The following is a 13,502-nucleotide window of genomic DNA, read 5'->3' on the forward strand; positions in this document are numbered from 1 at the left end:
AGGGGGTTTATCATGCGGCAGGTTGTCAATTTGCTTATCTTCTTTTGCCTATCCAGTGTGGCGTTGGCAAAATCCGTCATGATAGACAAGATCGATCGCTTTATTCGCTATGACTGAAAAGCCGTATAAGCTGCTGTTTGTTTGCCTAGGAAATATCTGTCGATCGCCTTCTGCCGAAAACATCATGAATTACCTGATTCGGCAGCGGGGGCTTCAGGAGCAAATAATCTGTGACTCGGCTGGCACTTCGAGCTATCACATTGGTAGTTCGCCCGATCGCCGGATGACGGCTGCTGCTGCCCGACGTGGGATTGTGCTGGAAGGACGCGCTCGCCAGTTCAAGCCGCGGGATCTGGAGGAGTTTGATTTAATTCTGGCGATGGATAAGGACAATTACGCTGATATTTTGTCCCTTGATCCAGAAGGAGCCTATCACGACAAGGTAAAGCTGATGTGCGACTTTTGCCGTCATCACCGCGATCGCGAAGTGCCTGACCCCTACTACGGCGGCGAGTCAGGCTTTAACGATGTAATTGATTTGCTGCTCGATGCCTGTGAGGGATTGCTCGCCCAGATTACTCAGCCAGATTTCCAGCAGAAATTCTAAAAATCAGGCTCTTTTCTTAGCTTTGCGATAACGGATAAACCAGACGATCGCCCCTACCGCAACTACAAGCAGCGCAATCTTGGAAACCGGGGCCAAATACTCCTCGACGAGCGTATAGTTATCGCCCAACACATATCCGGTAAAGGTCAGCAGGGATACCCATGCCAGCGTTCCTAGCGTTGAAAAAATTAGGAACGGTGCAAGTCGCATTTCGCTAAAGCCTGCGGGCAGGGAAATCAGCGTACGAATCCCGGGAACCAACCGCCCGAAGAAGACTGCCTTTGTGCCGTGGCGATAAAACCAGTGCTGCGATTTGGTTACTTCCTCTGATGAAATGCCCAGCCATTTGCCGTGGCGATCGAGCCAGCCTTTGATTCGCTCTTCGCCCAGGATTTTGCCCAGGTAATACCAGGGAATTGCGCCCACCATCGTGCCCACGACTCCGGCAAGCACAGCGGGAACAAAGCTCATTTTGCCCTGAGCCACCGTGAATCCGGCAAGCGGCATGATTAGCTCAGACGGAATTGGCGGAAACAAATTTTCCAGGAACATGAGCAGCGCGATTCCCACATAGCCGAGGGAATTCATAGTGTTCGTAATCCATTCAGCCATGAGCAGGTTCCTTTTTGGTGCGACGATAGCGATCGTATGAAAAAGGGCAGGCAATCTGCCCACCCCTTGTTTAGCGATTCACATTCACAAATTAGGTTCCGGACGTCCAGGAGTTGATGTACTCCGTCTGTTCTGGCGTGAGCGAATCAATCAAGATGCCCATTGCCTGAAGCTTCAGCCGTGCAATTTCCTGATCTACCTCAGTCGGAATCGAGTGCAGACCCGGCTCCAGATTGCCCTTGTTCTTGACCAGATATTCGCAGGCAAGTGCCTGGTTTGCAAAGCTCATATCCATCACCGCGCTGGGGTGCCCTTCAGCGGCTGCCAGGTTCACCAGACGACCTTCGCCCAGCACAACGACCGATTTGCCACTCTTTAGGCGATACTCTTCTGTAAAGTTGCGAACGACTTTCACTTCGTTTGCCATCTCCTGAAGCGATTTCAGATCGATTTCAATATCAAAGTGACCGGAGTTGCAAACGATCGCCCCATCTTTCATGGCGGCAAAATGCTCACCGCGAATGACGTGCTTATTGCCCGTAACGGTGATAAAGATATCGCCCTGAGCCGCCGCTTCGTTCATCGGCATCACGCGGAAACCATCCATTACCGCTTCGATCGCCTTAATCGGGTCAATTTCCGTCACGATCACGTTTGCGCCCATCCCTCGCGCCCGCAGTGCCGTTCCCTTACCGCACCAGCCGTAGCCTGCCACTACAATGGTCTTGCCTGCCAGCAGAATATTGGTGGCGCGGACGATGCCATCAAGGGTCGATTGACCTGTGCCGTAGCGGTTGTCAAAGAAGTGCTTGGTGTCTGCGTCATTGACGTTCATCGCCGGGAAGGTAAGAACCCCGTCCCGGAACATGGCACGCAGGCGCACAATTCCCGTCGTGGTTTCCTCGGTTGTGCCAATCAGGTCAGCAATTTGCTCCTGGCGTTCCTGGATCAGCGTTGCAACTACATCACTGCCGTCATCGATGATGATATTGGGGCGATGGTCAAGGGCAGTCCGCACATGGCGATGATAGGTTGCGTTGTCTTCCCCTTTGATTGCAAACACAGAAATTCCGTGATCCACGACTAGACTCGCCGCTACATCGTCCTGCGTCGAAAGCGGATTGCTAGCAATCAGCAGCGCATCCGCTCCGCCGTTTTTGAGGGCGATCGCCAGGTGAGCTGTTTCTGTGGTGACATGGCAGCAAGCAACCAGCCGAATTCCGGCAAAAGGCTTTTCCTGGGCAAATCGCTCCTGAATCTGCTTCAGCACGGGCATTTCGCGCCCTGCCCACTCGATTCTCTGTTTGCCTAAGGGGGCGAGGGATAAATCTTTAACGTCGTTTTTGACTTGAGTGGCTGTTGTCATGCGCCTCTTTGCAATTGTTTACGCGGGAAATCATCTTCACTAGCTTAACCGATCGATAGAGGAGAAATGTCTACTCATTGGACTTTGCGCTGGTCTGGCTCCTGGCTTTCAACGTTTCGAGATCTTGCCGCACCCGATCGAATCCGGCGACATTGTCTTGCGCTAGATACTGCTCGCTGGCTTGCAGTAAATCCCCGATCGCTTCATTAAGCTGACGCAGATTTGCCGTTGCCCGACCGCGATTATGGTACGCCTCTGCGAAACCAGGGTCAAGCTGAATCGCCCGCCGAAAGCAGTCGATCGCCTGGCGATATTGGTTCGCCCCAAAGGCAGTACAGCCTTTTTCAAACTGGAGTGCAGCCTCCTCGTTCAGGGTGGGCGGCGTGGGGCAAATCGCTTCTGCAAAAATGATTTCTAAACTGCCCCTTCCTCGATATGCCCGCACCATTGACCCCAGCCCAAAGGCAAAGATGAGCGTGATGAAGAGGAGCCAGAGGATGAAGGGAAGGGGTTCCATAAGGGGGAGTGGAGAAATGGGGCAAGGGTTGTGGAACGGGAAGTTTAGGGTGAGTCGCTTGTTTTTTAAGCGGATGGGGAAGGGTGAAAGGTTTGTGGGGGAGCCTTAGAGAGATCAACGCTAATTCGTCAAGTCTTCCCAATCCCATTCCTGCACTAAGCCCCTCATTCCCTCACCGTCTCCGCTTCCAGTCTCCTTCATCCTCATCAATGAAATCCCAATCTTCCTCATCTGAATTAGCCGCACGAGAAGGCGGAGGCGGAGAAACTTCTTCAGGATCAGGGCGAAACGGTGGGGTAATCACTCGAAACTCGGCATCGTAGACGCTGTTGCTGCGCGATGGGGGCGGTTCGTCTTCGATCGGTTCTTCAGGCGGACGATAGCTGTAAGAATAGACAGAACCCGATTGCGATCGGCTCATGGGCTGCTGATCAGTTTCAAACTCAGTGCGAGGCTCAAAGCCTTTGCGATAGGGGATTGGCTCGGCATCCGGAGGCGGCTGACGACGAGGAGCGTCTTCATAGCCCTGCCAGTCTTGCCAGGCGGGGTCTTCTCGATCGCGCGCGGGAGTTTGTGCGCCTTGGAAGGGGGTAGAGCGAGGGGCGGGTTCTTCCCAGTCATCCCAGGCAGCAGAATCCTGTGCTGGCGCGTCCCAATCATCGCTGCGATTGCTGGGCTTACGAGGAGTCGATCGCCCTGTTTCTGTCGAAGCGGCTGACCATCCTCCGGTGCGAAAGCGGCGAAAACGATCGCCGATCGGACGATTCTCCGGTCGAGGAGCCGCAGCAACCCGCTTCACCGGACGGGAGAGCTCGATTAAGCCTGCCATTACAATCGTTGTCAATGCGCCTGCCCCGATCGCCCCAATCACCCAAAAGGCAAGCGGAATCGCCAGGGTCGGGACTCCCAAAATGACCAGCGGCACAGGAGCCAGGTTTTGGACTGCAAAGAGGGCAAGGCTCCCCAGAATAGCAAGCAGGAGCAGGAGTCGAATCATGGGCAGGGTTTTGCTGAGCGATTTTGTCTCAAGTCTATCTTTCTTGAGGAAATTCCCTGCATTAAGAGTCGATGGGTTCGGCTTCTGCCACACCGCGTCCCTGCCATCGCTTAAGGGGAACGCAGTCTAGGTTGAACTGATCGAGGGCACGGGCAATCACAAAATCCACCAGATCCTCGATCGTCTGCGGATGGTGATACCAGGCAGGAATAGCAGGCACAATTCTGGCTCCGGCTTCGGCAAGCGTGGTGAGATTTCGCAGGTGAATCAGGCTAAAAGGCGTTTCACGCGGCACAATCACGAGTTTGCGACCTTCTTTAAGCTGCACATCGGCGGCACGTTCCAGCAAATCGGCACTCAGTCCGGCTGCCAGCTTGCCCACGGTACTCATGCTGCACGGCAAAATCACCATGCCCAGGGTACGAAACGAACCGCTGGCAATATTGGCTCCCACATCGCCCCAGGGATGACAGCGCAGTTTGCCTCCGGTTTCAATCCCTGCCTGCTGTCGCCAAAACTGCTCTTGCTGAACTGGCTCAACGGGCATTCGGATCTGGTGTTCTGCCTGCCAGACCATGTAGGTCGATTTGGATGCGACTAGCTCGATCGCATAATCTGCCTGCAAGAGAAACTTGAGGGCACGCACCGCATAGATTAAGCCCGAAGCACCCGTTACGCCCAGAATGAGCGGCAGAGATGGAGAAGACGAAGAATTAGACACAGGAATTGAAGTTGTTACACTTCTTCATCTTGACACTTCCAGGCGGTTCGAGGAGGAATCTTCCAGGGATGCTTATCCTCGTCATTCATATAATCCATGCTTTATCCTCTGCCCGATCGCGCCCTATTGTTCTCTTTTTTTCTCTTTTACTCTTCTAGCTCTGCTTCTTCTAGCTCTGCTTCTTCTAGCTCTGCTTCCAGTTCCAGCATTTCTTCCGGTAGCTCGGCTTCTTCAGCAGACACAGGCTCATCCAGTTCTTCTTCGGTTGCCTGACTACCGCCACCCACAGCCACCAGGTCAATCTGCTGACGATAGTAGTCCACGCTCTTGACCTGCACTTCGACGCGATCGCCCAACTTATACTGCTTGCGATTTTTGCGACCGACGAGCTTTTGCTGTCGCGATCGATATTCGTACCAGTCATCCTTCAGCGAACTGACGTGAACCAGACCCTCGACAAGCAGCTCTTCGATTTCCACAAAGAAACCGTAGGACTGTACCCCCGTAATCAGCCCGTGAAAGACTTTGCCCGTATGCTGCTGCATAAACTCGGCTTTTTTTAGCCCTTCCAGATCGGCTTCGGCTTCCTGCGCCAGCTTTTCCTGCTCGGTCAGATGCACGACAACGGCGGCAAATCTTTCTTCCAGCTCTGCCTGAAGGTCGGTAGGCAATACGTTCCAGGAAATTTTGCCGTGGCACGAACTGCTTCTCAGGTTAACCCGATCCTTCGATCGCGTGGTGCGTCGATCGCGTCCGTGTTCAAAGATGGCGTGGATAACGCGATGCACCAGCAGATCCGGGTAGCGACGCAGGGGTGAAGTGAAGTGGGCATAGCCCTTTTCTAGTGCCAAGCCAAAGTGAGGGCCCGGCATGGTGCTGTAGACCGCAGGCTTGAAGGTGGACAGGAGCAGATAGGTCAGCACTTTTTCGGTCTTCGATTCGGCAAATTCCTGCACTAATCGCTGATAGTCCCGCGAATGTACTGCGTCCTCCTGTGCCAGATGAGCATCAATGCCCATATTGCTGACTAGTTTGAGCAACTCCTGCACATCGCTAGGATCGGGAGTGCGGTGAACCCGGTAGATCGCTGGAACTTGCAGCTCGATCAGGTGGGAGGCAACAAGCTGATTTGCCAACAGCATCAGTTCTGTGACGATCGATCGGGCAGGCAGAAAGGCAGACACCACCATTGCACCCAGTGCCCCTTCGTCGTCGTACTGAAACTTGGTCGAAAGAAACTGGCTCAGTTCCGGGTTTGCCTCATCAGGAAAGACTTTTTCCGGCAGATTGAGGTCAAACGCACCCCGGTTGTGCCGCTGGGCACGAATCGCCTGGCTCAGCTTAAAGAGCTGATCGAGCATTTCAAACACCGCCTGGTATGGCTCTAGTTCCTCCAAAGGTGGGAGCGGATAGGCAGGAGGACGGGCAGCCGCCGCTTCGGGAGAGTCGTGCCGCTGCACGATCGCCTGCACTTGCTGATAGTCGAGCCGATGATCAACTCGGATCGCGGTGGGCTGAAGCTCAAACTCCTGCACCTCACCCTGACCATTCACACGAATCAGCACCGAAACTGCCAATCGGTCTTGCTCTGGAGCCAGCGAACAGGATTGATGCACCCGCTCTGGCAGCATCCGAATCACTTCATCGCCCAGATAAATCGAGGTGCCCCGTCGTCGCGCTTCGATGTCCAGCTCGGTGTCTGGCTCGATGTAGTAGGAGATATCGGCGATATGAATGCCGACCAGCCACTCGTCATCCCCAATTTTCTCCAGCGTCAGCGCGTCGTCGATCGCATGACCCGCCGTTTTGCCGTCGATCGTAATCGTGGGCAGATCGCGCAAATCGACCCGTCCTTTGAAGTCCGCTTTTCGCAGTTTGTTGGGCAACCCTTTGGCAGCTTGCAGCACGGCTTCGGGAAAATCACGCGGCAGATCGTGCTTACAGCAGACAATCACATATTCAGAAGCCGCCTGAGCGTCACTGCCCAGCACCAGCGCAAGCTTGCCCAACGGTGGATGGGAGCCAAGCGGATAGCGCACAATTTCCACGTGAGCCAACTGGTCAATCGCTTCCTCTAAATTCGTGCCGTTGGCTTTTAGCTCGACCTCAAATAGCAGGCGATCGTCGAGCGGCGTAGCTCGAAAGCTTTCTTCCGCCTGTTTCACCCGCGCCAGAATCGAAGAATTTGCCCGATCGAGAATCAGCCGCACTTCGCCTTCGGGACTGCGACGACGGGTTCCTTCTTTTGTGACTTTCACCAAAACGCGATCGCCATTCCAGGCGCTATTCAGGTGAGATTCGCGAATGTAGATATCTTCCGATCCTTCCACATCCTGAATCGCGAAGCAAAAACCTTTACTAGAGCAGCGCAGTTTGCCCTCGACCACATCGTCTTCAAAAATGCGGCGATATTTGCCCCGATCCTTCACCAGGATGCCGACCCGTTCTAAAGCATCTAGCACGATTTGCAGCCTGCGAATGCTCGCTTCATCCTTGCAGTTCAGCTTTTTTTCCAGTGCTTTCGGCGCAACCAGCTTATCGTCTGTAAAGTTTGCGAGTAGCTCGGCAATTGTGAATTCCATGTAGCGACTGATCCTCAATGGGGTGGGGGGTTCCCTAACCGGGTCAACCTGGCTAGCTGCATAGACCGTTCAGCAAGCAGCAGGTTTTAGTAGCTCGGTCTGGTGCGCCAAGCTCAGAAATCAGAATTTCCTGGAGGGCTCAGCCATTACCTGTTGCGCTTCAACCACTGCTCTCCACTCTGAACATTAGAGCGAATCACAGATTCTGCAATGATTTTGTACCGATCGACCTGCTCAGCCGGAAGGAAATCTCAAAAACTCATCGGCGTGAGCTTCGATCGATTTCATTTCTCGACTAAACCCTGGGTCGCGAAGTTTCACATTCAGACCGACTGCTTTCCGAGCCATCTTCCCTTTGCACTGCTACACTCCGTCCAGCTTTCTAGCAAGATGCCTCTAGCAAGATGTCATAGTTGCCGTAAAGCCAGATCGTTCAGGAGGCGTATCAGTAGAGTATGGAAAGCAAAACGGGAATTGAAGCGAGTGCTAAACTTGACCATTTTTTGCACCAACTTTATTCTATGCACAATTTGCAATCGGAACATAGAGCGAAAGCAGAATTTTTAACGCTGCCCCGTCACGATATAAGCAACTCGCTTACCAATATTGGTGGCATGGTCTGCCATTCGCTCTAAATGACGAATCACCAGCACCAGCAGCACGATCGGCTCAATAACGCCGGGTACATCCGTCTGGTGTGCCAGCAGGTTGTAGAGCGAAGCATAATCATCATCAACCGCATCATCTTTCATCTTAATATCTAACCCAGACTCAGCATCCAGGTCAGATAGCGCAGCCAGCCCCATCGCCAGCATTGCCCGACAGCGATCGAGCATCACTTTCACCCGCTCCATACAGGAATGCACCGGATAGGGAAACAGCTTAATTGCAATCTCGCCCAAATCTTCGGCGTAGTCTCCAATTCGCTCCAGGTCGCGAACAAGCTGCATCATTGCGCTGAGCAGGCGCAGGTCTTGCGTCACCGGAGATTGAAGTGCCATTAAGTTGACGCAGTCCAGCTCAATCTGGCGATAAAGCTGGTCGATTTGTTTGTCCTGAATTGCAATTTGCTGCGCGGCTTCCAGGTCACGATCGAACAATGCTCTGCGTGCCAGCCAGCAGGAATTTTCCACCAAAGCACCCATCCGCAGCACATCTCGCTGCACACGCCTTAGCTGACGCTCAAACTGAAGTCGGGTAGGTTTAGCACTTTCCAAGCGAGGATTTAACCGGGAGGGTAGAGTGAAATTAAAGTCAAACATATTTAGAACTGATGATGCCTCATCTTTTCGTGGCTTGCCACTTTAGAGAGGGGTATTTTACTAATACGGTTTGCTGTTAGGGATGGGTTGCACTGGACTGCGCTGGATTACACGATCGCTTCTGTTACATCATGTGACAAATCATTCCGAAATGCAGTGATTTAGCCGACATTAATGTAGCGTTGGTCTGCGTTTACACTCGTAAACCGCGCTAATTTCGCATTGATCATCCCATCAATCTTCATATCAGGAGTCCTTTAGCTTATGTCACTATCGGATACTCAAGTCTATGTTGCCCTGGTTATTGCCCTCATTCCCGCTGTGATGGCATTCCGCCTGTCCACTGAACTGTACAAGTAAACAGAACAGTTTAATAAGACAGTAAACGGGACAGGGAAGCAGGGACGATTAGACGATCGTTACCTTGCCGAACAACCTGCCTGGAGCGCACACTGGTACTTCGGGTTAAATCTAAGCTCAATCTAAACTTCAACAGAGAGTTGTCTACGAGCATTCGTCTGCGATCGATTTTTTCGATTTCGGGATGAGGCTTTGGGATAGCTCTCTGTTTTGCATGAAGTGTCTTACTGAGTTTTGCATGAATGTCTTACTGAAAATGTTCTACACGATGCTTGAAAAGCATCAAACAAAAGGGCTGCATTGTTCCCTAAATTCCCAACTTCGGGAAACTTTGAGATACAAATCAGGGAAACTCGCTGGAATTCAGGTGAGAGAGACAATTTAGGTTTCAGGAATAACTTGTTAAAACAGCTGCTTATATTTAGAAACGCCATCGCTTCAGAAACTTAACCACACCTGATAATTAGTGCCTGTGCTTCACTTAATCCGTGTAATACGTATGCTTAGTACGTGGATAATTTTGTGTTTTGAGTATCACTTGAATTTAGTGCAAATGTATTAATTACAAGTAGTTCAAACGTATTAGATTATTCAAGCTAATGCTGTTTAAAGAAAAAGAACAAAAAAATATTTTTCCTGGCGAAATCAGTGCTAGAACTAAGCTAAAGTTAGGCTGCTGTCTTTATTTCTCCTGGTCGAGCGATCGAGAAAAGAGGCGATTGGTTGGTTAGTAATGTCTAGCCAATAAAGCTCAGATTAAATCTATCAAAAGGCATTGACCCTGTTAGAATTTCGCGCTTCAATGGGGCTTTGATTTATGAGCTTTGATAGAGCCCGTGGCAAGCGGGGCATATTAGCTTAATTAAAGCGACTGAGTTAAAGCGACAGAATCGATCGAACTGCTCCTGTTACGAAATAGCGACGTTGTATGAATGCACTTCAACCTTTGCCACCTGCTGCCTCCCCACCTCAGCGTCGAGTAAAACCACGTTTGCGGCAGCGTCCTCGCCCCCGATCGCATCAGACGGTGGTGACAGAAATTACGGTGAAGCTAGCAGTCAACGGGCTACTGGCAGGAGTTGCAATCATTGCATTAGCAAAGCTGATTCCCTACAACCTTCAGCAGCGAGAAGAGTTGAGCCAGCTCCAAGCTGAAGTCACAGAAGTTCAACAGCGCGTTGATATCTTGCAGGCAGATCTCGATCGCCAGCTTGACCCGCAGCAGGCGAGCAGCATTATGCAGGAACAAAGCTATCGGGTTGATCCCAATCAGCGGCAGGTTGTTTGGTTAACTCCGAGCACCGAAACTGCACAGAATTCCTCAGAAGCTTCGCAAGAACCCCTCCAGCAGGGTGCCACTCATTCAACCGATCAAGCTGTTCCGCAACAGGCAGAAACCGACTCGGCAAGATATCACACCGCAGCCTACCGCAACTTGCAGGCACGCTAACCGTCTGTTGCAGACATTTCAAATTTTCTCACGGTGGGTTCGCTGTTCATCCCGCTTGCAGTTCAGTCAATCGTTAGAATTCAACTCGCACTGCCTCAATTGCAATAATTGCAATTCAAATCGCATTCTAAACAAGCAATTAATTAAAAAATTAAACCCAGCAATCAATTAATAGCGAATGCGGGGATCAATATAGGCATTGATAATGTCGATCGCAATACTAGCAAACACCACAATCACCGAGAAGAACACCATCACCCCCTGCACCACTGGATAATCGCGCTGGGAAATTGCCTCATATAGCCGATTTGCTAGACCGGGCCATGAGAAAGTTACTTCAGTCAAAATCGCGCCGCCCAACAGAGAAGCAAAGGTCAGCCCCAGAACTGTAATCACCGGAATCATGGCATTTTTTAGCGCGTGTGCCACAACGATTCGTCGTTCTGGAATGCCCCTTGCTCGTGCCGCCTCGACATAATCTGCCTTCAACGTTTGCTTCAGGTTGACCCGCACCATGCGCTCAAAAATGCCGCTTAGCAGCAGTCCCAAAGTCAGACTTGGTAGAGTCAGATAATAAAGGCTAGTCAAAAACTGCGCGAAACTGCCGCTCAGCAGACTGTCGATCGTATAAAGTCCCGTCAGGGCAGGCGGCGGCTGGATTGATAAGGGAAAGCGAGTGCCGATCGGAAACCATTGAAGCTGCACCGCAAACACAAGCTGCAACAGCATTCCAAACCAGTACATCGGCACGGCATAAGTAAAAATGCCAAAGAGTCTTCCCCCCACATCGATCGGCGTGTTCGGCTTTGAGGCTGCCAGTGCCCCGATCGTTACCCCAACCACGACCGAAACAATCATGCTAAACAAAGTTAGCTCCACCGTTGCCGGAAAATGTGCCCCAATAATATTCCAGACCGACTGACCCTGGCTGGTCAACGAAGTGCCCAGATCCAGCCGCAGCAAATCCCCCAGATAGTGCAAATACTGAAGCCACAAAGGAGCATCTAATCCCAGGTTTGTCCTGAGTTCTTGCTTAGCCGCTTCCGAAGCACGCGGACCTAGCAGCACATCGATCGGATCACCAGGAGTCGATCGCAGCAGCAGAAAGATCAGCGTGGTGATCGTCCAGATCATGAGCGGCGCGAGCAGCAGGCGGGAGAAGACGTAGGTGCGGAGGGCGGTGGAGCGGGACATTTTGGGGTAAAGGAGTGAAGGGGTAGAGGAGTGATGAGTGGGGAATAAGTTAGGGATGGAGCCAGGAATCAATGCAGCTTTTTACATGCTCTGGGTACTCATCCCCTCACCTACTTCTTGATCTGCCACAGCAAAAACTGCTGCGTCGGCTGAATGCTAACGCCCTGGAGATTGCCTTTAGCAAACACATAGTCCTTGCTTTGCCAGAGGGGGATGTAGGGCACGTCGGTGGCTGAGAGATCCTGAAGCTGCCCCAAGAGCTGGTCGCGGGCTTTAGGGTCTTGTTCGATGCGCTGCTGTTCTACCAGTTTGTTTGCTCGATCGCTGAAGTAGAAAGAGCCTCCAGCCTGGCTTTGACCTTCCTGACAGCCCGCCGCCGCAGAGCCTTTGTCGCAGGAAAGGAAGGGCTGGACGAAGGTATCAGCATCGTAGAAATCGGGATACCAGTCGAGCAGCACCGTAGGATAGGTTCCTTTGTCAAGGTTGTCGAACAGGGTGGCGGACTCAACGCTGTCCAGCTTGACGTTGACCAGTCCGGGCAGGTTTTGCTCGATCGCCGCTTTCAGAGTCGATGCAATGAGATTGCGCGTGGTGGAAGTTGAGGAATACCAGATTTCTAAATCGAGCGGATTTGCTTCAGTAATTCCGGCTTCTTGCAGCAGCGTTTTAGCTTTCTCGTAGTTGCCGTCGCCGTACTGCGTCTCAAATACAGGCTTGGATACTGGAAATGTGTTGGGAACGAGGCTATAGAGGGGTTCTGCCTGTCCTTGAAAAACACGATCGACTAACAGCTTGCGATCGATCAGGGCGGCGATCGCCTGCCGCACTTTCACGTTGTCCAGAGGTTTGGCTTTCTGGTTGAGCACCATGTAGTTGATCGTATTCGTGCCCGCCTCGATCACCTGCCAGCCGCCTTTATCTTTTTCGCTCACCAGACTGCGGATCTGATCGGGGTCAAGGGTTTGATAGGCAACATCGAGTCCGCCCGTGCGGAAGGTGTTATACAGGTTCGCCGGACTGCTGATGACCTGGATATCAACGCCCTGATTGGCAGGTTTATCGCCCCAGTAATTTTCGTTCACGTCCAACCGCACGGAGTCTGTGCCGAACTGCGCCAGCTTATACGGACCCGTGCCCACAAACGTATCGGGCTTAAATTTGCCGGCGCCAAGCTCATAGGCTTTAGGAGAAACCGGAGTCATCCCCGAAAAAGTCAGCATGGCGGGAAAGGCGGCAAAAGGCTGCTTGAGTTTGATCGTGAGTTCACTCGTGCCCGTTGCGGTAACGGTGTCAATTCTGTCGGACATCAGGAAGGCAGGTCGTCCGCCATTCTCGATGAATCGCTGGATTGAAAATGCCATCGCCTCGGCATTAAACGGTTCGCCGTCGTGGAACGTGACCCCTTCGCGCAAGGGAATTGTGTAGGTCAAGCCATCGCTGCTGACTTCGGGCAGGGCAGACGCAAGCTGAGGCACTAGCTCAGTCGTTCCCGATTTGTAGGTATAAAGCCGATCGCCCAGGTTATAAAGCAAAATGCCGGGAAACGTTTCATAGGCATCAGCAGGATCGATCGTCCGCACCTCCAAGGTTGTGCCCATTGTCACCCGCCCATTTCCAGTGTCGCCTGCCGAAGTTGAAGCAACGGGCTGAGTCCGTCCACAGCTCACCGACAGCACCAGGCAAACGGTGAAGAGCCCGGCGAATTGAAGCCAGCGGCGGCGATTGCTCCGCAGTTGCAAAATGTTTTTCCCAATGGAACGCCACAATCCAAGTTTCATCATCCTTCCCCTTCCCTTGAGTTCAGTCGGGCGCGATGCAATAGTTCCTCTGAGGG

At 52.2% G+C, this 13,502-nt stretch carries 12 protein-coding genes; 3 read left to right on the top strand and 9 right to left on the bottom strand.

Translation table 11 applies throughout. From position 1 onward, the window contains the following. The first annotated feature begins 109 nt into the window (after window positions 1–109). Entirely contained in the window at window positions 110–607 is a 498-nt protein-coding gene (locus NDA02_RS03355; protein WP_190793406.1) for a low molecular weight protein-tyrosine-phosphatase, read from the top strand. A 3-nt stretch (window positions 608–610) separates the two neighbouring features. Here NDA02_RS03355 and NDA02_RS03360 read toward each other — a convergent pair whose 3' ends face one another. The 7 genes from NDA02_RS03360 to phoU form a co-directional block, all read right to left on the bottom strand. Continuing rightward, window positions 611–1,219, bottom strand: a complete 609-nt coding sequence (locus tag NDA02_RS03360; protein WP_190793407.1) for a DedA family protein — start codon at window positions 1,217–1,219, stop codon at window positions 611–613. A gap of 91 nt (window positions 1,220–1,310) precedes the next feature. After that, window positions 1,311–2,585, bottom strand: coding sequence for an adenosylhomocysteinase (gene ahcY / locus NDA02_RS03365; protein WP_190793408.1), 1,275 nt, complete (start codon window positions 2,583–2,585; stop codon window positions 1,311–1,313). 70 nt (window positions 2,586–2,655) lie between these two features. Then, window positions 2,656–3,102 carry a tetratricopeptide repeat protein gene (locus NDA02_RS03370; RefSeq protein WP_190793409.1) on the bottom strand — a complete coding sequence of 149 codons (447 nt, stop codon included), beginning with the start codon at window positions 3,100–3,102 and terminating at the stop codon, window positions 2,656–2,658. 172 nt (window positions 3,103–3,274) lie between these two features. Next, window positions 3,275–4,099, bottom strand: a complete 825-nt coding sequence (locus tag NDA02_RS03375) for a hypothetical protein (protein WP_190793410.1) — start codon at window positions 4,097–4,099, stop codon at window positions 3,275–3,277. 61 nt (window positions 4,100–4,160) lie between these two features. After that, window positions 4,161–4,820: a UbiX family flavin prenyltransferase gene (locus tag NDA02_RS03380; RefSeq protein WP_190793411.1), complete on the bottom strand. Its 660-nt coding sequence runs from the start codon at window positions 4,818–4,820 to the stop codon at window positions 4,161–4,163. A 146-nt stretch (window positions 4,821–4,966) separates the two neighbouring features. After that, window positions 4,967–7,402 (bottom strand): ribonuclease R family protein, encoded by a 2,436-nt coding sequence (locus NDA02_RS03385; RefSeq protein ID WP_190793412.1) that lies wholly within the window; start codon window positions 7,400–7,402, stop codon window positions 4,967–4,969. Between the two features lie 563 nt (window positions 7,403–7,965). Beyond that, window positions 7,966–8,664 carry a phosphate signaling complex protein PhoU gene (gene phoU / locus NDA02_RS03390; RefSeq protein WP_190793413.1) on the bottom strand — a complete coding sequence of 233 codons (699 nt, stop codon included), beginning with the start codon at window positions 8,662–8,664 and terminating at the stop codon, window positions 7,966–7,968. A gap of 264 nt (window positions 8,665–8,928) precedes the next feature. Here phoU and psaM point away from each other — a divergent pair, with 264 nt between their 5' ends. Beyond that, a complete protein-coding gene (psaM, locus tag NDA02_RS03395) occupies window positions 8,929–9,024 on the top strand; it encodes a photosystem I reaction center subunit XII (protein ID WP_190793414.1) in 96 nt (31 codons plus the stop codon). A 928-nt stretch (window positions 9,025–9,952) separates the two neighbouring features. Then, window positions 9,953–10,474, top strand: a complete 522-nt coding sequence (locus NDA02_RS03400; RefSeq protein ID WP_190793415.1) for a hypothetical protein — start codon at window positions 9,953–9,955, stop codon at window positions 10,472–10,474. A 168-nt stretch (window positions 10,475–10,642) separates the two neighbouring features. On the opposite strand, the gene NDA02_RS03405 is transcribed toward NDA02_RS03400, so the two are convergent. Then, window positions 10,643–11,668: an ABC transporter permease gene (locus NDA02_RS03405; RefSeq protein WP_190793416.1), complete on the bottom strand. Its 1,026-nt coding sequence runs from the start codon at window positions 11,666–11,668 to the stop codon at window positions 10,643–10,645. 110 nt (window positions 11,669–11,778) lie between these two features. Further along, window positions 11,779–13,446, bottom strand: coding sequence for an ABC transporter substrate-binding protein (locus NDA02_RS03410; RefSeq protein WP_190793423.1), 1,668 nt, complete (start codon window positions 13,444–13,446; stop codon window positions 11,779–11,781). Between the last annotated feature and the right edge of the window lie 56 nt (window positions 13,447–13,502).

The sequence above is a fragment of the Leptolyngbya sp. ST-U4 genome, assembly GCF_039962215.1.
Classification (GTDB): Bacteria; Cyanobacteriota; Cyanobacteriia; order Elainellales; family Elainellaceae; genus Leptolyngbya_A.

Bases quoted from the DNA above. Each gene is read 5' to 3' on its own strand.
- NDA02_RS03385 (WP_190793412.1), bottom strand. From the start codon at position 7,402: ATGGAATTCACAATTGCCGAGCTACTCGCAAACTTTACAGACGATAAG.
- NDA02_RS03400 (WP_190793415.1), top strand. From the start codon at position 9,953: ATGAATGCACTTCAACCTTTGCCACCTGCTGCCTCCCCACCTCAGCGT.
- psaM (WP_190793414.1), top strand. From the start codon at position 8,929: ATGTCACTATCGGATACTCAAGTCTATGTTGCCCTGGTTATTGCCCTC.
- NDA02_RS03405 (WP_190793416.1), bottom strand. From the start codon at position 11,668: ATGTCCCGCTCCACCGCCCTCCGCACCTACGTCTTCTCCCGCCTGCTG.
- phoU (WP_190793413.1), bottom strand. From the start codon at position 8,664: ATGTTTGACTTTAATTTCACTCTACCCTCCCGGTTAAATCCTCGCTTG.
- NDA02_RS03370 (WP_190793409.1), bottom strand. From the start codon at position 3,102: ATGGAACCCCTTCCCTTCATCCTCTGGCTCCTCTTCATCACGCTCATC.
- NDA02_RS03360 (WP_190793407.1), bottom strand. From the start codon at position 1,219: ATGGCTGAATGGATTACGAACACTATGAATTCCCTCGGCTATGTGGGA.
- NDA02_RS03355 (WP_190793406.1), top strand. From the start codon at position 110: ATGACTGAAAAGCCGTATAAGCTGCTGTTTGTTTGCCTAGGAAATATC.
- NDA02_RS03410 (WP_190793423.1), bottom strand. From the start codon at position 13,446: ATGAAACTTGGATTGTGGCGTTCCATTGGGAAAAACATTTTGCAACTG.
- NDA02_RS03375 (WP_190793410.1), bottom strand. From the start codon at position 4,099: ATGATTCGACTCCTGCTCCTGCTTGCTATTCTGGGGAGCCTTGCCCTC.
- ahcY (WP_190793408.1), bottom strand. From the start codon at position 2,585: ATGACAACAGCCACTCAAGTCAAAAACGACGTTAAAGATTTATCCCTC.